The sequence below is a fragment of the Streptomyces sp. L-9-10 genome, from assembly GCF_004151105.1.
Taxonomy (GTDB): Bacteria; Actinomycetota; Actinomycetes; order Streptomycetales; family Streptomycetaceae; genus Streptomyces.
This window is the reverse complement of the sequence record NZ_PHRF01000026.1, coordinates 19,144-39,991: the sequence shown is the minus strand read 5'-3', so window position 1 is coordinate 39,991 and position 20,848 is coordinate 19,144. Positions and strand designations below refer to the sequence as shown.

18 protein-coding genes are annotated in these 20,848 nt (G+C 68.2%); 9 read left to right on the top strand and 9 right to left on the bottom strand.

The window, feature by feature from the left end:
- The first annotated feature begins 116 nt into the window (after positions 1-116).
- The 7 genes from CU044_RS05445 (at position 117) to trxA (ending at position 9,693) form a co-directional block, all read left to right on the top strand.
- Complete coding sequence (locus tag CU044_RS05445; RefSeq protein ID WP_165371791.1) at positions 117-2,486, top strand: DUF6049 family protein; 2,370 nt, start codon at positions 117-119, stop codon at positions 2,484-2,486.
- Positions 2,487-2,531: 45 nt separating this feature from the next.
- A complete protein-coding gene (gene murJ / locus CU044_RS05440) occupies positions 2,532-4,673 on the top strand; it encodes a murein biosynthesis integral membrane protein MurJ (RefSeq protein WP_129767298.1) in 2,142 nt (713 codons plus the stop codon).
- Between the two features lie 120 nt (positions 4,674-4,793).
- A complete protein-coding gene (locus tag CU044_RS05435; protein WP_129767297.1) occupies positions 4,794-6,503 on the top strand; it encodes a protein kinase family protein in 1,710 nt (569 codons plus the stop codon).
- Positions 6,504-6,528: 25 nt separating this feature from the next.
- Positions 6,529-7,233 carry an RNA polymerase sigma factor SigM gene (gene sigM, locus CU044_RS05430; protein WP_129767296.1) on the top strand — a complete coding sequence of 235 codons (705 nt, stop codon included), beginning with the start codon at positions 6,529-6,531 and terminating at the stop codon, positions 7,231-7,233.
- Entirely contained in the window at positions 7,230-8,225 is a 996-nt protein-coding gene (locus CU044_RS05425; protein ID WP_129767295.1) for a zf-HC2 domain-containing protein, read from the top strand. The genes sigM and CU044_RS05425 overlap by 4 nt, the downstream gene beginning before the upstream one ends.
- A gap of 120 nt (positions 8,226-8,345) precedes the next feature.
- Positions 8,346-9,317: a thioredoxin-disulfide reductase gene (gene trxB, locus CU044_RS05420; protein ID WP_129767294.1), complete on the top strand. Its 972-nt coding sequence runs from the start codon at positions 8,346-8,348 to the stop codon at positions 9,315-9,317.
- Positions 9,318-9,360: 43 nt separating this feature from the next.
- The gene (gene trxA / locus CU044_RS05415; protein ID WP_129767293.1) at positions 9,361-9,693 is read left to right on the top strand and encodes a thioredoxin; all 333 of its coding nucleotides are present in this window, start codon (positions 9,361-9,363) and stop codon (positions 9,691-9,693) included.
- Between the two features lie 96 nt (positions 9,694-9,789).
- On the opposite strand, the gene CU044_RS05410 is transcribed toward trxA, so the two are convergent.
- The 9 genes from CU044_RS05410 to rpmH form a co-directional block, all read right to left on the bottom strand.
- Positions 9,790-10,407, bottom strand: coding sequence for a GNAT family N-acetyltransferase (locus CU044_RS05410; protein WP_129767292.1), 618 nt, complete (start codon positions 10,405-10,407; stop codon positions 9,790-9,792).
- A gap of 302 nt (positions 10,408-10,709) precedes the next feature.
- Positions 10,710-11,807, bottom strand: coding sequence for a ParB/RepB/Spo0J family partition protein (locus CU044_RS05405; protein WP_129767291.1), 1,098 nt, complete (start codon positions 11,805-11,807; stop codon positions 10,710-10,712).
- Positions 11,804-12,880, bottom strand: a complete 1,077-nt coding sequence (locus CU044_RS05400; protein ID WP_129767290.1) for a ParA family protein — start codon at positions 12,878-12,880, stop codon at positions 11,804-11,806. The genes CU044_RS05405 and CU044_RS05400 overlap by 4 nt, the downstream gene beginning before the upstream one ends.
- Before the next feature lie 265 nt (positions 12,881-13,145).
- Positions 13,146-13,862, bottom strand: coding sequence for a 16S rRNA (guanine(527)-N(7))-methyltransferase RsmG (gene rsmG / locus CU044_RS05395; protein ID WP_129767289.1), 717 nt, complete (start codon positions 13,860-13,862; stop codon positions 13,146-13,148).
- 104 nt (positions 13,863-13,966) lie between these two features.
- The gene (locus tag CU044_RS05390) at positions 13,967-14,485 is read right to left on the bottom strand and encodes a R3H domain-containing nucleic acid-binding protein (RefSeq protein ID WP_129767288.1); all 519 of its coding nucleotides are present in this window, start codon (positions 14,483-14,485) and stop codon (positions 13,967-13,969) included.
- A gap of 14 nt (positions 14,486-14,499) precedes the next feature.
- The gene (yidC, locus tag CU044_RS05385) at positions 14,500-15,780 is read right to left on the bottom strand and encodes a membrane protein insertase YidC (protein WP_129767287.1); all 1,281 of its coding nucleotides are present in this window, start codon (positions 15,778-15,780) and stop codon (positions 14,500-14,502) included.
- A gap of 3 nt (positions 15,781-15,783) precedes the next feature.
- Positions 15,784-16,143 (bottom strand): membrane protein insertion efficiency factor YidD, encoded by a 360-nt coding sequence (gene yidD / locus CU044_RS05380; RefSeq protein ID WP_129767286.1) that lies wholly within the window; start codon positions 16,141-16,143, stop codon positions 15,784-15,786.
- The gene (gene rnpA, locus CU044_RS05375; protein WP_129767285.1) at positions 16,140-16,511 is read right to left on the bottom strand and encodes a ribonuclease P protein component; all 372 of its coding nucleotides are present in this window, start codon (positions 16,509-16,511) and stop codon (positions 16,140-16,142) included. Before rnpA ends, yidD begins: the two co-directional genes overlap by 4 nt.
- A gap of 26 nt (positions 16,512-16,537) precedes the next feature.
- Entirely contained in the window at positions 16,538-16,675 is a 138-nt protein-coding gene (rpmH, locus tag CU044_RS05370; RefSeq protein WP_030354375.1) for a 50S ribosomal protein L34, read from the bottom strand.
- A gap of 376 nt (positions 16,676-17,051) precedes the next feature.
- On the opposite strand from rpmH, the gene dnaA reads away from it, so the two are divergent.
- Complete coding sequence (dnaA, locus tag CU044_RS05365) at positions 17,052-18,827, top strand: chromosomal replication initiator protein DnaA (RefSeq protein ID WP_193563883.1); 1,776 nt, start codon at positions 17,052-17,054, stop codon at positions 18,825-18,827.
- Positions 18,828-19,689: 862 nt separating this feature from the next.
- Positions 19,690-20,820 carry a DNA polymerase III subunit beta gene (gene dnaN / locus CU044_RS05355; protein ID WP_030354377.1) on the top strand — a complete coding sequence of 377 codons (1,131 nt, stop codon included), beginning with the start codon at positions 19,690-19,692 and terminating at the stop codon, positions 20,818-20,820.
- The last annotated feature ends 28 nt before the right edge of the window (positions 20,821-20,848 follow it).

Here is a 20,848-nt window from a genome sequence, read left to right as displayed (position 1 = left end):
CCGATCATGTGGAGCAGTCCCCAGCACTTCGCCACAGCGCACATCGTTACCATGCGTGGACGCGACAATTGACAACCACCAACGGCAACCGACGATGACGAGGGACGGGCGAGCGCGTGGCGGAGGCGGCAGACTTCCAGGGGATGGGTCATTCTCCTGCCCGCCGGTGGCTGCGGCGCACGGCCTCCGTGCTCGCCGGAGCGCCGCTCCTGGCGGGTCTGCTGGCCGGGACCTCGGCGCCCGCGGCCCAAGCCGCTCCGACGGCCGCCGGCTCCCGTGCGGTCCATGTGTCGATCGACACACTGGCCCCCAGCGCACCGGTGAAGGGCGACACGCTCACCGTCTCGGGAACGGTGACCAACGAGGGCAAGAACACCATCAGCGACGCGCAGGTCGATCTGCGCGTCGGCCCGCGGATGTACGGCAGGACGGCCATCGATGACGCGGCCGAGCGCACCGGGACCTCGGGCGATGTGGCTCCGATCGGCGGCAAGTACAAGGTCACCATCCCGAAGCTCGACGTCGGAATCTCCCAGGACTTCGCGCTCTCGGTACCGGTCAGCAAGCTCGGGCTCGGCCAGGACGGTGTCTATCAGCTCGGTGTCTCACTGACCGGAAAGACCTCGTCCGCGCCGTACGACCAGGTGCTGGGCATCCAGCGCACGTTCCTTCCCTGGCAGCCGGACGGGACGGAGGAGAAGACACAGCTCAGCGTCCTCTGGCCGCTGATCTCGTCGACGCGCCTGTCCGCGGAGACCGGCTCGGACGATCAGCAGACCCCCGTCTTCGAGAACGACGACCTGGCCGCGGAGCTGGCCCCCGGCGGACGGCTTGAGCAGTTGGTCTCCCTCGGCAGTCAGCTTCCCGTCACCTGGGTGATCGACCCCGATCTGCTCGCCACCGCCGACGCCATGACCAAGGACTACCGGGTCAGAAGCGGGGACACGACTGTCCCCGGCAAGAACCAGGCCGTGGCCACCAAGTGGCTCGACTCCCTGGAGAAGGCGGTTACGGGCGGCGCCAAGGTGGTCGCACTGCCGTTCGCCGACCCGGACCTGGCGTCGCTGGCCCACCGCGGCAAGGACGTCTCCGGAGCGCTCAGCCATCTGCAGCCCGCCACGGATGTGGCCGGGAAGACCGTGGAGACCATCCTCCATGTGAAGCCGTCCGTCGACTTCGCCTGGCCCGTGGACGGTGCGATCGATCCCTCGATCGTCGATGTCGCGACCTCGGCGGGTGCCCACGAGATCATCACCCGCAGCGACAGCCTCCAGGACAACCTGCCGTACACCCCCACCGCGGCACGGCCGATCGGCGGCGGCACGACAGCCGTCGTCGCCGACACCCGGCTCTCCACCGCCTTCCAGGGGGACATGTCGAAGGCGGGCGCGTCCACCCTCGCGGTCCAGAGGTTCCTCGCCCAGTCGCTGGCCGTGACGCTTCAGAACCCGGAGAACCAGCGCAGTATCGTCGTCGCTCCCCAGCGGATGCCGAGTGCCGCCCAGGCACAGTCGATGGCGCGCGCCCTACGAGGCCTGGACTCAGAGCGCTGGACCGAGCCGTCCGATCTCATCGCGGCGGCGGAGGCCACACCCGACGCGGACGCCACCACCAAGGTGCCCGGCTCTTCGCGGTACCCGAAGAAGCTGCGGGACCAGGAGCTGTCGACCGAGGTCTTCCTGAACATCAAGGAGACACAGGAGCGGCTCGACAACTTCAAGGCCATCCTCAGCGCTCCGGACCGGGTGGCCGCGCCTTTCGGCAACGCGATCGGCCGGGCGATGTCGACCTCGTGGCGCGGGGAGCCGGACGAGGCCGAGCAGTACCGCAACACGGTGGACGACTATCTGGTGGGCCTCACCACCGAGGTCCAGCTCATCCCGAAGTCCGTGCTGACGTTGTCGGGGCGCAGTGCGACGATCCCGGTGACCGTCCAGAACCAGCTGTTGCAGGGCGTCCAGAATCTGGTGCTGCGCCTGAAGTCCGACAACCCGACGCGGCTCAAGCTGGACGGCGACCGTGCGGTCGCCGATCGGCCGATCAAGATCGACGGCGGGCACAGCCAGTCGGTGAAGTTCACCGGGGCGGGCAATGCCAACGGGCCGGTGCAGGTGACCGCCCAGCTCTACACGGTCGACGGCACGCCGTACGGCAGCCCGATGACGTTCCAGGTCAAGGTCTCCGAGATCACCCCCACCGTGATGCTCGTCATCGCCGGCGGTGTACTGCTTCTCGTCCTCGCAGGGGTCAAGATGTACAGCCAGCGCAAGCGCGCGGTGGCCCGTAGGGCAGCCGCTGAGGACACGGACGGCGGAGACGACAGCGCGGACGGCACCGACACGGACGGGAAGGCGCGGGACACGCGGAGCACGGACGGCGCGCGGGCCCCTGAGGACGCAGATCCCGGGCAGCCGAGTGACCCGACACCGGACACCGGTCCGGAAAGCGCGGACGCGTCGGGCGCGGGTGAGAAAGTGGACCGTTGAGCGATGTCGTGGCCGGTCGGCCGGGGACGATGAGGTGGGGTAACCATGAACGCGCCGTACGACGGTGACCGTGGGCAGGGCGCGGGTGGCGACCCGGCGGGCCGGATTCCGCCCACTCCGCAGCCTGCCCAGGATCCCTATGTCCAGGATGCCTACGACCGGGACCCCTACTGGTCACAGGATCTCTCCGCGCAGGATCCGGTGACGGAGGCGCTCTACGACCGCGCCTCACATCCGCCGCCGCCTCCCGGCACCTATCCGGAGGCCCACCAGCTCTACCAGCAGCCGCCCACCCCGCAGAACGCGCCCGACCCCCGGGTATGGGCCCAGACCCCGGCGCCCGAGCCCTCCGGGCCCATGCGCCATCTCCCGTACGGGGAAGACCCGCGAACCACCCAGTTCACCGGCCTCGACGACCTGGTCTCCCGCGCCGGTGACGAAGACTCCCATCCGGACGCGTTCGCCCACCTCTACCGCGACCAGCAGGGCTCGGGCCAGGTACTGACCGCGCCGGAGCCCGAAGCAGCGCCCGCACCGCCGCCCCCCAAGAAGTCGGGGGGCAAGGCCGCTGGTCTGCTCAAGTCCAGTGCCCTGATGGCCGCGGGCACGCTGGTCTCCCGGCTCACCGGTTTCGTACGGAGCCTGGTGATCACCGCCGCGCTGGGCGCGGCCCTGCTCGGTGACTCCTTCACCGTGGCGTACACGCTGCCGACGATGATCTACATCCTCACCGTCGGGGGCGGTCTCAACTCCGTGTTCGTCCCGCAGCTCGTGCGGGCGATGAAGAACGACGACGACGGTGGCGTGGCTTATGCCAACCGGCTGCTGACCCTCGTCATGGTGGCGCTCGGCGCGATCGTGGCCCTCGCCGTGTTCGGCGCACCATGGCTGGTGCGTCTGATGTCCGATCCGATCGCCAGTGACGCGGCGGCCAACAATGTCGCCGTCACCTTCGCCCGCTACTGCCTGCCCACGATCTTCTTCATGGGTGTGCATGTGGTGATGGGCCAGATCCTGAACGCGCGCGGGAAGTTCGGCGCGATGATGTGGACTCCGGTCCTCAACAACATCGTCATGATCACCACGTTCGGTCTGTTCATCTGGGTGTACGGCACCGCTGCCGACTCGGGCATGACCGTGCAGACGATCCCGCCGGACGGCGTGCGGCTGCTGGGCATCGGTACGCTGCTCGGGCTGGTCGTCCAGGCGCTCGCGATGATCCCCTACCTCCGGGAGACCGGTTTCCGGTTCCGCCCGCGCTTCGACTGGAAGGGCCACGGCCTCGGCAAGACGGTCAAGCTGGCCAAGTGGACGGTGCTCTTCGTCCTCGCCAACCAGGCCGGGGTCCTGGTCGTCACCCAGCTCGCCACCGCCGCCGGCGTCGCCTCCGGCAAGGACGGCACGGGCATCCTCGCCTACAGCAACGCCCAGCTGATCTGGGGCATGCCGCAGGCCATCATCACCGTCTCCGTCATGGCCGCCCTGCTGCCCAGGATCTCCCGCGCCGCCCACGACGGCGACCCGGGTGCCGTACGCGACGACATCTCCCAGGGACTGCGCAACTCGGCGGTCGCCATCGTGCCGATCGCCTTCGGTTTCCTCGCGCTGGGTGTCCCGCTGTCGATCCTGATGTTCTCGTCCAGCGGCCTGGAATCGGCACGCTCCATGGGCTTCATCCTGATGGCGTTCGCCCTCGGACTCATCCCGTACTCCGTGCAGTACGTCGTCCTGCGCGGCTTCTACGCCTACGAGGACACCCGGACGCCCTTCTACAACACGGTCATCGTCGCCGCGGTCAACGCCGCCGCCTCCGGCGTCTCGTATGTGGTCCTGCCCTCCCGCTGGGCCGTGGTCGGCATGGCCGCCTCCTACGGCCTCGCCTACGCGGTCGGTGTCGGTGTCGCCTGGCGCAGGCTGCGGAACCGGCTGGGCGGCGATCTGGACGGTGGCCGCGTCCTGCGTACGTACGCCCGGCTCTGCCTGGCGGCCGTCCCCGGAGCCCTCGCGGCCGGTGCGATCGCCTACGCCGTCCTGAACGCTCTGGGCAGCAGCGCCCTCAGCTCGCTGGTGGCACTGCTCGGCGGCGGTCTCGCCCTGCTGGCCCTCTTCTTCGTCGCGGCGAAGAAGATGCGGATCGAAGAGATGAACGCCATGGTCGGCATGGTGCGCGGACGCCTCGGACGGTAAACGCGGCAGGGTCCAGCACAACCATCAGCGGCTGCCGCGTGTCGTGCATAGCGTCCAACTGTGGGCACAATTGGCTTGGCTGTTGGATAGTGCGCAACGGATGGGGAGGCAGGAGCGACGGTGGCGGAACGTAGCACGGCTGCCGTCGACGTGGCCGACAACAGCGGTGATGAACCGCTGGCCGCCAAGGCGGGCAAGGCCACGACCGACGGGTTGGCGGAAGCCCAGGACGAGGCGGAGAAGTCCGCAGCGGACACGGGCAGCGAACGGCAGAACACCGAACCGGGCCTCTCGGCGCCCGAGCTGCACAGCGGCCACAAACTCGCCAGACGCTACCGTCTGGAGGAGTGCGTCACCCGTCTGGACGGTTTCAGCAGCTGGCGAGCGGTCGACGAGAAGCTCCGCCGCGCCGTCGGCGTGCATCTCCTCCCGGCCGACCATCCGCGGGCCCGTTCCGTACTGGCGGCGGCCCGGTCCTCCGCCCTGCTCGGCGATCCCCGCTTCGTGCAAGTCCTGGACGCCGTCGAGGAGGACGACCTCGTCTATGTCGTTCACGAGTGGCTGCCCGACGCGGTCGAGCTGACCGCGCTCCTCGCCGCGGGGCCGCTGGAGGCCCATGAGGCGTACCAGCTCGTCAGTCAGGTCTCCCAGGCCATGGCGGCGGCCCACCGTGAGGGTCTCGCCCATCTGCGGCTGACCCCCGGGGCGGTGCTGCGTACGTCCACCGGCCAGTACCGCATCCGCGGCCTCGCCGTGAACGCCGCTCTGCGCGGGATCAGCGCGGACCGGCCGCAGCGCACCGACACGGAGGCGATCGGCGCGCTCCTCTACGCGGCACTGACCCAGCGCTGGCCCTACGAAGCCGACGCGTACGGGCTCTCCGGGCTTCCCAAGGGCGTCGGGCTCATCGCCCCCGACCAGGTCCGTGCCGGCATCCACCGCGGTCTCTCCGAGCTCGCCATGCGCGCCCTGGTCAACGACGGCGCCACCGCCTCCCGCCAGGAACCGCCCTGCACGACCCCCGACGAGCTGGCCGCTGCCGTCGCGGAGATGCCGCGCATCCGACCTCCCGAGCCCACGTTCACCGCCCCGCCGGAGTACCAGCGCACCACCTACCAGCAGGGCACCTACGGACGCTCGCAGGCGGGCCTCGGCGCTCCGCCCCTCCCGCCGGTGGCGCCCCCGCCGCCCCCGCTCCAGAGCCGTACCGGCAAGCTACTGAAGTGGACCGTCGCCGCGCTCCTCATCGCCGCGCTGGGGCTGGGCAGCTGGCAGGTCGCCGACCGCCTCCTCGACCAGGGGAGCGAGAACGATCCCGTGCCCACCCAGCCCACCACGGGCGACGACAAGGCGACCAAGGCCCCCAAGCCGCTGCGGATCGCCGACGCGACGGAGTTCATGCCCAGCGGGTCCGGGATAAAGCCGGCCCTCGTGCCGAACGCCATTGACGGCAAGCCCGGAACCGCGTGGATCACGCTCCAGTACCAGAACTACCCGAACTTCGGGAATCTGCCGGACCGCAAGCAGGGCAGCGGAATCATCGTCGACCTGGGCAGTGTGCAGGACGTGTCCGGCATCGACATAGACATGTACCGCGGAGGCCAGAAGGCCGAGCTACTCGCGGCGGATGCGGACGCGTCGGACCCGTCGGCGCTCGCGGACTTCTCTCAGCGCCTCACCAAGCTGGAGACTGTGGGCGGAACTCTCAAGACCACTCTCGACAAGCCCGTGCGAACCCGGTACGTATTGATCCACATCACCGAACTGCCCACGGACGGGTCTGCCGACCGCTTCCGCGGGGGAATCTCCGAGATCACGTTCACCGGCTGAGGGATCAGGGGAGGGGGGCTCACTGTTGGACGATGCCGCACTCGGCGACTCAAGCGACCAGGACCTGCTGAGCGCTCATGTCGCGGGCCACCCTCATGCCTTCGGCGAGCTGGTACGCCGCCACCGGGACCGGCTCTGGGCGGTGGCCCTGCGGACGCTGGGTGACCGGGAGGAAGCCGCCGACGCGGTCCAGGACGCGCTGGTCTCCGCTTTCCGGGCGGCCCACACTTTCCGCGGGCAGTCCGCCGTGACCACCTGGCTGCACCGCATCACCGTCAACGCCTGTCTCGACCGAGCCCGTAAGGCCGCCTCACGCAGGACCTCCCCCGTGGACGACACCGAGCGGCTGGAGCAGCTCCTTGAGCCCCACGAGTCGGCGGAGGCCCCCGCGGAGCGCCAGGATCTCCACCGTGAACTGCTGGCGGCGCTGGCCAAACTCCCCGTCGACCAGCGGGCCGCCCTGGTTCTCGTCGATATGCAGGGCTACCCCGTGGCAGAGGCCGCCGCAGTACTGGGCGTGCCCACCGGAACCGTGAAGAGCCGCTGCGCACGCGGCCGGGCCAGACTGCTGCCCATGCTCACGCATCTACGCGGGGCCACCAGGGATAACAGCGGTCTCGGCCGGGGAAGGAACCGGACGCCGGGGGCATCCGTCCCACCGGCAGCGGAACCAACAGACCCAGGACCGAGTGATCCTGCTGGAGTGAAGGGCGGAGGTGGGCGCGCGTGACATCTACGACCGACACGGCTCAGCACCCGGATGTCTCGGAGATCTCCGATCTCGCGGAGGGGCTGCTCTCGCCGTCCCGTACCGCCGCTGTACGACGCCATCTCGACGGCTGCGCTCTGTGCGCGGATGTCCATGACTCGCTCGAAGAGATCCGGGGACTCCTGGGCACACTGCCCGGACCGCCTCGGATGCCTGCCGATGTCGCCGGACGTATCGATGCCGCGCTGGCGGCGGAAGCGCTCCTGAACGCCACTGCCCCCGATGAGACCGCGGATGTTTCACGTGAAACACCGCCCTCGTCCCGGACGTCCTCATCCCCCACGCCCGCGACACCGTCCGTCGCCGAACCGGCCGGGCCGCCGACGACCCTGACCGAGTCCACCTCGGCGGACTCGGTACGGACGGACCGACCCGCCGGCCGTCCGAGGGCAGCCACCGGTCCCGGCCGCGGTGGGCACACCCGCCGTCGCCGTCGCAACGCCGTCCTGGGTGCCGTCTTCGGCACAGCGGCCGTAGGGGTCAGCGTTCTCCTGATCCAGTCGCTCGGGTCGCTCGGGGCGACGAACAGCGCCAAAAGCTCCGTGGCCGACTCTGCGGCCAGCGCCGCGGGGAACGGCAATGAGCTCTCGGAAGCCCATCTTCAGAGCCGCGTGGACGCGCTGCTGGCCCCGGGCGCCACGGTCAAGGAGTCCAAGGGTTCACAAGCCGAGGAGCCTCGCGCTACCGGGGGTGACCGGAGCACGGCGAATTCGCCGCTGCTCCAGCCCGAGCCCGAGATCCCGCCCTGTATTCGACAGGGCACGGGGAGCACCGTGCCCGCCCTCGCCGCCGAGCCGGGTACGTACCGGGGCAGCAGCGCCTACCTCGTCGTGCTGCCGGACGCCACAGACAGCACCCGTGTGCAGGCCTATGTGATCGACGCGGCCTGCGTGGACAGCGATCCTTCGGGCAAGGGGAAAGTCCTCCTCAAGCACGCCTACCTCCGCCACTGACGACCCCCCTTCGTGGAGCCGGGACGCCTCGGGAATGCGGGACCCGTAGGATCCGTTGGATGGGGTGAAAGTCGTTGATCCGGCCCCAGTAGGCAGTCTGCAGAGACGAGGAAGAAACCCGTGAGCGACGTCCGTAATGTGATCATCATCGGCTCCGGGCCCGCCGGCTATACCGCCGCGCTGTACACCGCGCGTGCATCGCTGAAGCCGCTGGTCTTCGAGGGCGCCGTCACCGCCGGTGGTGCGCTGATGAACACCACCGATGTGGAGAACTTCCCGGGCTTCCGCGACGGCATCATGGGCCCGGACCTGATGGACAACATGCGGGCACAGGCGGAGCGCTTCGGCGCCGAGCTCGTCCCGGACGATGTCGTCGCGGTCGACCTCAGCGGTGACATCAAGACGGTCACCGACACGGCCGGCACCGTGCACCAGGCCAAGGCCGTGATCGTGACGACCGGCTCCCAGCACCGCAAGCTCGGCCTGGCCAACGAGGACACGCTCTCGGGCCGGGGTGTCTCCTGGTGCGCCACCTGCGACGGCTTCTTCTTCAAGGACCAGGACATCGCCGTGGTGGGTGGCGGCGACACCGCGATGGAGGAAGCCACCTTCCTGTCGCGCTTCGCCAAGTCCGTCACGATCGTCCATCGCCGGGACACCCTGCGTGCCTCCAAGGCGATGCAGGACCGCGCCTTCGCCGACCCCAAGATCAAGTTCGCCTGGAACAGCGAGGTCGCCGAGATCCACGGCGAGCAGAAGCTCTCCGGTCTGACCCTGCGCAACACCAAGACCGGCGAGACCTCCGCGCTCTCCGTGACCGGTCTGTTCATCGCGGTGGGCCACGACCCGCGGACCGAGCTGTTCAAGGGCCAGCTCGATCTGGACCCCGAGGGCTACCTGACCGTCGACGCCCCGTCGACACGGACGAACCTGTCCGGTGTCTTCGGCGCCGGTGATGTCGTCGACCACACCTACCGCCAGGCGATCACCGCTGCGGGCACCGGCTGCTCCGCCGCTCTCGACGCCGAGCGTTTCCTCGCCGCGCTGAGCGACAGCGAGAACGCCGAGCCGGAGAAGACCGCCACCGTCTGACCAGCTGTACCGACCCACACCCCGCGAATCTAAGGAGGCCGCCGTGGCCGGCGACCTGAAGCATGTGACCGACGCGTCGTTCGACGACGACGTACTCAAGAGCGACAAGCCCGTACTGGTGGACTTCTGGGCCGCCTGGTGCGGACCGTGCCGCCAGATCGCCCCGTCGCTCGAGGCGATCGCGGCCGAGCACGGCGACAAGATCGAGATCGTCAAGCTCAACATCGACGAGAACCCGGCCACGGCAGCCAAGTACGGCGTCATGTCCATTCCGACGCTGAACGTGTACCAGAACGGCGAGGTCGCCAAGACCATCGTCGGTGCCAAGCCGAAGGCCGCGCTCGTCCGCGACCTTGAGGACTTCATCGGCCAGTAAGTCGGCAGCCGTCGGCCCCCCGATGTTTCACGTGAAACGGGCCGACTTCCCCACGGGGGAGTCGGCCCGTTTCTCTTTTCGCATCCGTCGCGCGGCTCAGAGTGGCCGTAGCGCGGGTTCCTTCTTGACGGCTCCCAGCAGCCGGTCCAGCGCCAGCTCCACGTCTTCCTTCCAGGAGAGCGTGGTCCGCAGCTCCAGCCTCAGCCGTGGATACGTCGGATGCGGACGTACGGTCTTGAAGCCCACCGCCAGCAGATGGTCCGCGGGGAGCACACAGGCCGGTTCCTTCCAGCGGGCGTTCCCGAAGGCTTCGATCGCCTTGAACTCCCGCCGCAGCAGATCCTTCACCACGGTCTGCACCATCACTCGACCGAGTCCCTGCCCCTGATACCCCGGCATCATCCACGCGGTCATCAGTTGGACGGCATCCGGAGAGACCGGGCTCGTCGGGAAGGCCATGGACCGCGGCACATACGCCGGAGGCGCGTACAGGACGAAGCCGACCGGCACATCGTCGATATACACCACGCGGCCGCAGGATCCCCACTCCAGCAGAACCGCCGAGATCCAGGCTTCCTTCTCCGCCTCGGCTCGGCCTGCCCCTACCGCTGCTTCTCCGCTGACCGGATCAAGCTCCCAGAAGACACACGCTCGGCAGCGCTTGGGGAGGTCGGAAAGGTTGTCCAGCGTGAGCGGTACGAGCCGACGCCCCATGGAGGCTGTTCCTCACTTCCTTCGCCTGCCGCGCCGCGGGCGGCCGTCAACGCGCTCCGCTCCCTAAGCAGGCTGCCGACGAAACCGCCGAGCACTCCAAGACCCAGTCCAGCCGATACCAGCCGACTGCGGCTCACCGATCGCATGGCCCCGCGCTCCTTCCGGGATGGATCAAGGTGGATGCGCCATACCAGAACGCATCGTATCCACCCGAAGATGTCCGGCACACCGCGAGACAGCAAAGGGCGGGCCGTGTTCCGGTAAGCGTGGAACACGGCCCGCCCAAAGGCCGTTTGAGGGCCTCAGCTCTCGTCGTCTTCCCCGGTTTCCTCGGCGAGTCCCTTGTCCAGGACGCGCCCCTCACCGGGGGCGAGGGTGCCGAGAATCCGGTCCAGATCGTCTATCGAAGCGAACTCGACGACGATCTTTCCCTTCTTCTGGCCCAGGTCCACCTTCACCCGGGTCTCGAAACGATCCGAGAGACGTGACGCGAGATCAGTCAGCGCCGGCGACAGCCGGGCGCCGGCCCGCGGACCCTTCGCCTTGGAGGAATTCTGCGGGCGCGAGCCCATCAGGGTCACGATCTCCTCGACCGCGCGCACCGAGAGCCCCTCGGCCACGATGCGGTGCGCCAGCCGGTCCTGTTCCTCGGAGTCGTCCAGCGCGAGCAGCGCCCTCGCGTGGCCGGCCGAGAGCACACCGGCGGCGACCCTGCGCTGTACCGGGGGAGAGAGACGCAGCAACCGGAGCGTGTTGGAGACCTGCGGACGTGAGCGGCCGATCCGGTCGGCCAGCTGGTCATGCGTGCAGTTGAAGTCCTTGAGCAACTGGTCGTAGGCCGCGGCCTCTTCCAGCGGATTCAGCTGGGCACGGTGCAGGTTCTCCAGCAGCGCGTCGAGCAGCAGCTTCTCGTCGTCGGTCGCGCGGACGATCGCCGGAATACGCTCCAGTCCGGCTTCCCGGCAAGCCCGCCAGCGCCGCTCGCCCATGATGAGCTCGTAGCGCTCGGAGCCCACCTGCCGTACGACCACGGGCTGGAGGAGGCCGACTTCTTTGATGGAGGTGATCAGTTCGGCGAGGGCGTCCTCATCGAACACCTCGCGCGGCTGGCGGGGGTTCGGTGTGATGGAGTCGATCGGCACTTCGGCGAAGTGCGCCCCTGCCGCCGCCGGCTCGGGCGCCGCCTCGAACTCCGGCGCCACCGTCTCCGCCTCCGGCGCCATGGCGGCCTGTGGCAGCGACGTCACCTTCGCTGCTGCCACACCCCGCTCTGCGGTCAGTACGGGAGCCGCCCCCGGAGTGGCAGCGGCCGCTCCTGGAGAGGTCACCTGCTTCTCCTGCGGAGCGGCAGGAATCAGCGCACCGAGCCCACGTCCCAATCCCCTGCGTCGCTCGCTCACTGGATCCCCTCCGACATACTCTGCTGACTGTTCTGACTGTCCACATGGGCCTGCTGGGCGTCGTAGTGGACCCCGACCCCCCGTAGCGCGATCTCACGGGCGGCTTCGAGATACGACAGGGAGCCACTGGACCCCGGATCGTAGGTCAGCACCGTCTGCCCATAGCTCGGCGCCTCGGAGATACGTACAGAACGAGGGATGCTCGTCCGCAGCACCTCCTTGCCGAAGTGGCTCCGTACCTCGTCCGCCACCTGCGAGGCGAGCCGCGTCCTGCCGTCGTACATGGTCAGCAGGATCGTCGAGACATGCAGTGTGGGGTTGAGATGCCCCCGCACCAGGTCGACGTTCCGCAGCAGCTGACCCAGCCCCTCCAGCGCGTAGTACTCGCACTGGATAGGGATCAGCACCTCCGCGCCGGCGACCATCGCATTGACGGTCAGCAGGCCGAGCGAGGGCGGGCAGTCGATGAGGATGTAGTCCAACGGCTGCTCGTACGCTTCGATCGCCCGCTGCAGTCGGCTCTCCCGTGCCACCAGCGAGACCAGCTCGATCTCCGCACCGGCGAGATCGATGGTGGCCGGGGCACAGAAGAGACCTTCGACGTCCGGGACAGGCTGGACCACTTCCGAAAGTGGCTTGCTCTCCACCAGGACGTCATAGATCGAGGGAACTTCGGCGTGATGGTCGATCCCGAGCGCCGTGGAGGCGTTGCCCTGGGGGTCGAGGTCGACCACCAGCACGCGCGCGCCATGGAGCGCGAGCGAGGCGGCGAGATTGACCGTGGTGGTGGTCTTCCCTACGCCGCCCTTCTGGTTGGCGACAACCATGACACGCGTCTGCTCTGGGCGGGGCAGACCCTCACCGGCGCGGCCCAGTGCCTCCACCGCCAGTTGGGCCGCACGGCCAATGGGGGTGTCGTCCATCGGGGGCGGTGTTTCACGTGAAACATCCTCCCCCGCCGACTCGGTACGGGGACCGGGGACCGGATCGGTCATCGGTCCCGCGATGTTGGCGTCGGACCGCAAGGATTCACTCTCCTCGACTTCAGACTCGCAATGGACAGAGCCTGCCATGCTTTCGGGGTCGTGAACCAGCGAGGCCCGTGGTTCTGTGGAGGAATCCATCACTGTGGACAACTCCGTCCCCCTTGCGAGGGGCTTTCGGCCGCGCGGTGTAGCAGCAGCGCGGCCACGGCCGATGATTCCCTGCAGCAGTGAGCGACGTTTCACGTGAAACACGATGCACGGGCCGCAGAGCTACACCGTCACGACACTCCGCGTTGCATAGGTATGGCAGCTTGTATGGAGCATCACTGATAGGCAGTACGGACTGTACGGCTCAACGGCGCCGCCGCGCACGGCCGGCCCGTGCGGCCTTGGCCCGCTTCGTGGCGAACCGCACACCGCCGGGGCTCTCCCCGACCTCCACACGCACCACGGTGGCCAGCGGATCGACGATGCCCTCACCGACATGCAGGACCGAGGTCTCCACCACACCGAGCCTGCTCAGTGCGGCGCGGGCCCCGTTGATCTCCTCCTCGGCCGTGTCGCCCTTGAGCGCCAGCATCTCGCCGTACGGCCGCAGCAGGGGCACCCCCCAGCCCGCCAGCCTGTCCAGCGGAGCCACCGCGCGGGCCGTCACCACATGGACCGGCTGCAGGGTGCCGAGGACCTCCTCGGCACGGCCACGCACCACCGTCACATGGTCCAGACCGAGCAGCTCGACGACTTCCTGAAGAAAGTTCGTCCGCCGCAGCAGCGGTTCCAGCAGCGTGATCTTCAGATCGGGCCGTACCAGCGCCAGCGGAATCCCGGGGAGCCCCGCGCCCGAACCGACATCGCAGACCGTCACGCCCTCGGACACGACCTCGGAGAGCACCGCACAGTTCAGCAGGTGCCGCTCCCACAGCCGCGGGACCTCACGCGGGCCGATCAGGCCACGCTTGACCCCCGCGTCCGCCAGTAGTTCCGCGTAGCGGACAGCCTCCGGAAAGAACTCACCGAAAACAGTGCGCGCCTCATCCGGTGCGGGGGGAAGCTCTGCTGCCTCCGTCACGGGAACCGTCCTTCCATACCGAACCACCGGCCGGTGGCTGACTATCAGGCTGACAAAACTCGGCCCCGTCTGCGCAACAGACGGGGCCGAAAAGAATGGACCGCTCAGGCAGGGAGCACCACGACGAAGCGCTGCGGCTCCTCGCCCTCGGACTCACTCCGCAGACCCGCGGCGGCGACCGCGTCATGCACGACCTTCCGCTCGAAGGGCGTCATGGGCTTCAGCTTCACCGGCTCACCGGTGCTCTTCACCTCGTCCGCGGCCTTGGCGCCCAGCTGGGCCAGCTCGGTGCGCTTCTTGGCCCGGAAGCCGGCGATGTCCAGCATCAGCCGGCTGCGGTCCCCGGTCTCCCGGTGCACGGCGAGCCGAGTCAGCTCCTGAAGTGCCTCCAGCACCTCACCGTCGCGTCCGACAAGCTTCTGCAGGTCCCGTGCCGAGTCGCTGATGATCGAGACCGCGGCCCGGTCGGCCTCGACGTCCATGTCGATATCGCCGTCGAGATCAGCGATATCGAGCAGACCTTCGAGGTAGTCGGCCGCGATCTCCCCTTCCTGCTCCAGGCGGGTCAGGGTGTCGCCCCCCTCGTCGGCGGACTCGGCGGCGGAGATGGTGCCTTCCGTCACGGATGGACTCCTTCTTACTTCTTGGACGGGTGCTTGGGCCGCTGCTGGCCCTTACGCTGCCCCGACTTGGCTTGGCGTGCGGAACCGGCGGCGGGCTTGCCCGTCGGCTTGGACGCGGTGTCCTGCGGCTCGCCCTTCTGCAACGAAGTCTTCGCCGGCTCACCAGCGGCCTCGGAGTCCTTGGGCTGCTCGGGCTTGTCCGTACCCGACGGGGTGGCGGCGGCCTGCCGCTTCGCCTTGGTCTGGCGCTTGGGCTGGTGCCGCCTCGCCGCGGCACCGGACTCGGCCTCGGCGGCGGCGGTGTCGCTCTTGATCACCGTTCCGTCGGGCTGTGCGGCCAGCCCCGCCTTGGCCAGGCTCGTGACGAACTTACGCTCGTTGTCATTGCGATCCGGCCCCTTGGCCACGATCGCCTGGACGATCGTGCGCTTACGGCGGGACCGCACCTCGCTGTGCGTGGTGATGGTCTTCAGCAGACGCTGCAGGTACTGGTCCTGCGCCTTGCTGCCCGGGGTCGGGTTCTGGTTGATCACATACATCTGCTGGCCCATGGTCCACACGTTGGTGGTCAGCCAGTAGACGAGCACACCGACGGGGAAGTTGACACCCGTGACGGCGAAGATCAGCGGGAAGATGTACATCAGCATCTTCTGCTGCTGCATGTACGGCGTCTTGACCGTCAGGTCGACGTTCTTCGTCATCAGCTGGCGCTGCGTGTAGAACTGCGACGCCGACATCATCACGATCATGATCGCGGTGACGATCCGCACATCGGTCAGGGAGGCGTTCAGGGACGCGACCTTGTCGGCGCTGTCCATGAACTTGGCGGCCAGCGGGGCACCGAAGATATGCGCCTGACGCGCGCTGTCCAGCAGCCTCTGGTCATCGATGACGCCGACGGTCTTGCCGCTCGCGATGCTGGAGAGCACGTGGTAGAGGGCGAAGAAGAACGGCGACTGCGCCAGGATGGGAAGACAGGAGGAGAGCGGGTTGGTGCCCGTCTCCTTGTACAGCTTCATCATCTCTTCGGACTGACGCTGTTTGTCGTTCTTGTAGCGCTCCTGGATCGCCTTCATCTTGGGCTGGAGCACCTGCATGTTCCGGGTCGACTTGATCTGCTTGACGAACAGCGGGATCAGACAGATCCGGATCAGTACCACCAGGGACACGATGGACAGTCCCCAGGCCCAGCCCGTGTCGGGGCCGAAAATCATCCCGTACAGCGAGTGAAACTGGACGATGACCCATGACACAGGTGTGGTGATAAAACTGAAGAAACTGGCAATCGTGTCCACTAATCAGGCTCCTTGAGCTTTGGGCGAGGTCTCTGCGGCCGGACTCGGGGCGTCGGGGGCCGATCCCCCGGAGGGCACGCCAGCGGCGGAGTGTCCGCCCTTATCGCCACGCCAGGCATTGCGCAGCGATTCATGCCAACGCGGGCGTTTGCGCGGCGGGACATGGTCCACACCACCCGGCGACCACGGATTGCACCGCAGAATGCGCCAGGCGGTCAGCGCCGTGCCCTTCACCGCGCCATGCCGGTCGATGGCCGTGTATCCGTAGTGCGAGCACGACGGGTAGTACCGGCAGACGGGCCCGAGGAGCGGGCTGATCGTCCACTGGTACAGCTTGATCAGAGCCAGCAGCGGGTATTTCATCGTGTGCCCCCTCCCAGCAGCCGCTGAAAGGCGGCGTCCAGGTCTCGGGCCAGGTGTGCGTATTCGGCGTCGCCTGCTCCGGGCAGCGCCCGTACGACAACCAGGCTACCGGGGGGCAGCTCGGACAGTCGTTCGCGTATCAGATGACGCAGTCGCCGCTTCACCTGGTTACGGACGACGGCTCCACCCACGGCCTTGCTCACGACGAAACCCGCACGCGTCGGGGAGGCGCTCTCCCCAGGCGCGTGCGGGTCCGTTGCACCGCTACGTAGATGGACGACGAGAAGCGGGCGTCCGGCCCGGCGTCCCCGGCGTACCGCGGTCGCGAAGTCCTCGCGCCGCCTCAGCCGATTCTCGGTAGGCAGCACGTCATGACCTGTTGGCGATCAGGCGATCAGGCCGACAGACGGGCGCGACCCTTGCCACGGCGGGTCGCGAGAATCGCGCGGCCGGCACGGGTACGCATCCGCAGCCGGAACCCGTGGGTCTTGGCGCGACGACGGTTGTTCGGCTGGAAGGTGCGCTTGCTCACTCGGGGGCTCCAGAAAATGATGTGTGGACGGCGGGACATCGCCTGGCTGTCACCGTGCGCCCACGAGAACCTGAGAAGCTCGCGATCACGCTCGAGTGCACCGCTTCATAACCACAGATCGTGATCTTTGCCCATCGGAGGCAGGCGGCAGCAGCCATCGACAACTCGACCTGGTCACGGTACGCGCGGCTACGCCATCCGGTCAAACCAGTTCCAGGCCGGGTTCCATTGTGCACAGGCTGTGGACAACAACTTGAACCGCGCGGGTCGCCCTGACTACCGTGGCTGAACTCCGGCTTCATTTCCTGCCGGTCTTCCCATCCCGTCCCGAGAACCACACATTCGTGGGACCAGGACCTGCGAGAGAGCGTGCCTTGTGGCTGATGTACCTGCCGATCTTGCCGCAGTGTGGCCACGAGTGCTGGAGCAGCTCCTCAGGGAGGGCCAGCAGGGCGTCGAGCCCAAGGACAAACAGTGGATCGAACGCTGTCAGCCTCTCGCACTGGTCGCCGACACCGCACTGCTCGCCGTCCCCAATGAATGGGGCAAGAGGGTCCTGGAGGGCCGGCTCGCCCCTCTCATCAGCGAGACGCTGAGCCATGAGTGCGGCCGGCCCATCCGGATCGCCATCACCGTGGACGACTCGGCCGCCGAGCCCACGCCGCCGGCCCCGCCCGTGCCCCAGCAGCACCGTTACCAGGGGCCGTCCCATGACGAACAGCGGCAGGGCGATACATACGACGGCTACGGGCACCGCCCGTCGGACGACGGCATGCCGTCGGTACGGCCCGCGTACCCGGACTATCAGCAGCAGCGCCCCGACCCCGGCGCCTGGCCGCGGACCCAGGAGGACCTGTCCTGGCAGCAGCCCCGGCTGGGCGGCTACCAGGACCGTGATCCGTACGCCACCGCTCATCAGCAGCAGCCGCAGCACGACTACCGGCAGCCGCAGGGGCCCGAGCACTCTCCGTACGAGCAGCGTCCCGAACGGCACGATCTCCAGGAGCCGCCGTCACCGCGCCACGGCGGCGGGCCCAATGTCGGCCGCGGGGGTCCGCGCGGCGGACCGCTGGGGCCGCTGGGCGCCCAGCCCGCCCCGGCGCCCGGTCCGGGAGAGCCGCACGCCCGGCTGAATCCCAAGTACCTCTTCGACACGTTCGTCATCGGGGCGTCCAACCGGTTCGCGCACGCGGCCGCGGTCGCGGTCGCCGAGGCCCCGGCGAAGGCGTACAACCCGCTCTTCATCTACGGGGAGTCCGGGCTCGGCAAGACGCATCTGCTCCACGCCATCGGGCACTACGCGCGCAGCCTCTACCCCGGCACGCGCGTGCGGTATGTGAGCTCCGAGGAGTTCACGAACGAGTTCATCAACTCGATCCGCGACGGCAAGGGCGACACCTTCCGCAAGCGGTACCGGGATGTCGACATCCTGCTGGTCGACGACATCCAGTTCCTGGCGAGCAAGGAGTCGACGCAGGAGGAGTTCTTCCACACCTTCAACACGCTCCACAACGCCAACAAGCAGATCGTGCTCTCCTCGGACCGGCCGCCCAAGCAGCTGATCACTCTGGAGGACCGGCTCCGCAACCGCTTCGAGTGGGGCCTGACGACCGACGTCCAGCCGCCGGAGCTGGAGACGCGTATCGCGATCCTCCGTAAGAAGGCGGTGCAGGAGCAGCTCAACGCCCCGCCCGAGGTACTGGAGTTCATCGCCTCCCGGATCTCGCGGAACATCCGCGAACTGGAGGGCGCGCTGATCCGGGTGACGGCGTTCGCCTCGCTCAACCGGCAGCCGGTGGACCTCGGGCTCACCGAGATCGTCCTCAAGGATCTGATCCCGGGCGGGGAGGACTCGGCCCCGGAGATCACCGCGAGCGCCATCATGGCGGCGACCGCCGACTACTTCGGGCTGACGGTGGAGGACCTCTGCGGCTCGTCCAGGAGCCGGGTGCTGGTGACCGCCCGGCAGATCGCGATGTACCTCTGCCGTGAGCTGACCGATCTCTCCCTGCCCAAGATCGGCGCGCAGTTCGGCGGCAGGGACCATACGACCGTGATGCACGCGGACCGGAAGATCCGCGCGCTGATGGCCGAGCGGCGCTCGATCTACAACCAGGTCACGGAGCTCACCAACCGCATCAAGAACGGCTGACAGCCGGCTCTCCGCCCGCTGCCGAGGCGCTCAGGGACATCGTCCACGACGGTCCCTGAGCGCCTTTTCGCGCTGTACGGACCCCGGGGCGGCCGGGGTCCGCGTGTCGCCGCCCGGCCCTGGCTGTTCGAATACCTGGGGGTGGAGGGGTCTTCTCCACAGATCGGCTCGCGATCTTCCGTCCACAGCCTGGGGACCGGGAAGTTGTCCAGATCGCATCCACAGGCGCACCGAGCGGAAGTGGATCAGCCCAGGTCAGGGCCCTGTGGATTTGTGGTCGACGCTGCTCCACAGACTGTGGACGGAAAATTCTTCCACAGGGCGCCGTCGCTGTTGTCCACTGGCGGCCCACAGGCAGGCCTCTCTTTCCCACAGCTTCTCCACACCCCTGTCCACTGTTCGGCAACGAAACGCCCGGGATCGCTGAGTCGAGTGAAAGGCATCACACCAAGGAGGTCGATTGGGCTGTGGGGAACGTGGGTAAAGCTGGGGACGTGGCTGGGGAGAAGTCCCTGTGCCCTGTGCATCGGTTGTGCAGAACTTTCGCCCGTCCACAGAACGACCGGGTTGTCCACGGACGGCGCCCACAGGGTCGGTGGACAAAAAAACGGGTCTGACCTGCGCGGATGACGTTATCCACGGTTTCCACAGGCCCTACTACTACTCCCACTCAGAGTTAACGGGGAATCCGCTTCGAAGAAGGCCCTGTGCACAACTCGGCCCCGGAGCCTCCGACACCCGCCGCTCCGACTTGACCCACAGCCGCACCGACTGTCGGCGCCGTACGTCAGACTGGTCCCCGGCATCACAGCCGACGACGAAGGCCAGCAGGGCGAGCCAGCAACAGCAGGAGGCGGTTCCGGTGAAGATCCGGGTGGAGCGCGATGTACTCGCGGAGGCGGTGGCCTGGGTGGCCCGTAGCCTTCCGGCCCGTCCGCCGGCGCCCGTACTCGCGGGCCTTCTGCTGAAGGCCGAGGACGGCGCTCTCAGCTTCTCCAGCTTCGACTACGAGGTCTCGGCACGGGTCTCGGTGGACGCCGAGGTCGAGGAGGACGGCACCGTCCTCGTCTCCGGCCGGCTCCTCGCCGACATCTGCCGCGCGCTGCCGAACCGGCCGGTGGAGATTTCCACAGACGGTGTACGGGCGACCGTGGTCTGCGGCTCCTCCCGCTTCACGCTCCACACCCTCCCGGTGGACGAGTACCCGGCGCTGCCGCAGATGCCGACCGCGACGGGCACCGTCCCCGGCGAGGTCTTCGCCTCGGCCGCCTCCCAGGTCGCCATCGCCGCGGGCCGTGACGACACGCTGCCGGTGCTGACCGGTGTACGGATCGAGATCGAGGGCGACACGGTCACCCTGGCCTCGACCGACCGCTACCGCTTCGCGGTCCGTGAGTTCCTGTGGAAGCCGGAAGCCCCCGACGTGTCCGCGGTCGCGCTGGTGCCCGCCAAGACGCTGCTGGATACCGCCAAGGCGCTCACCAGCGGTGACACGGTCACGCTGGCGCTCTCCGGGGCGGGCGCCGGCGAGGGGCTCATCGGTTTCGAGGGCGCCGGGCGGCGTACGACCACCCGGCTGCTCGAAGGTGATCTTCCGAAGTACCGCACGCTCTTCCCGACGGAGTTCAACTCGGTCGCGGTGATCGAGACCGCCCCGTTCGTGGAGGCCGTCAAGCGTGTGGCGCTGGTCGCCGAGCGCAACACCCCGGTGCGGCTCAGCTTCGAGCAGGGCGTGCTGATCCTGGAGGCCGGTTCCAGCGATGACGCACAGGCTGTGGAGCGAGTCGACGCGCAGCTGGAGGGCGATGACATCTCGATCGCCTTCAACCCGACCTTCCTGCTCGACGGGCTGAGCGCGATCGACTCGCCGGTCGCGCAGCTCTCCTTCACGACGTCCACGAAGCCGGCGCTGCTCAGCGGTCGCCCGGCCGTCGACGCGGAGGCGGACGAGGCGTACAAGTACCTGATCATGCCGGTACGCCTGAGCGGCTGACCCCACAGGTGAGTGGCCGGGTCCGGGC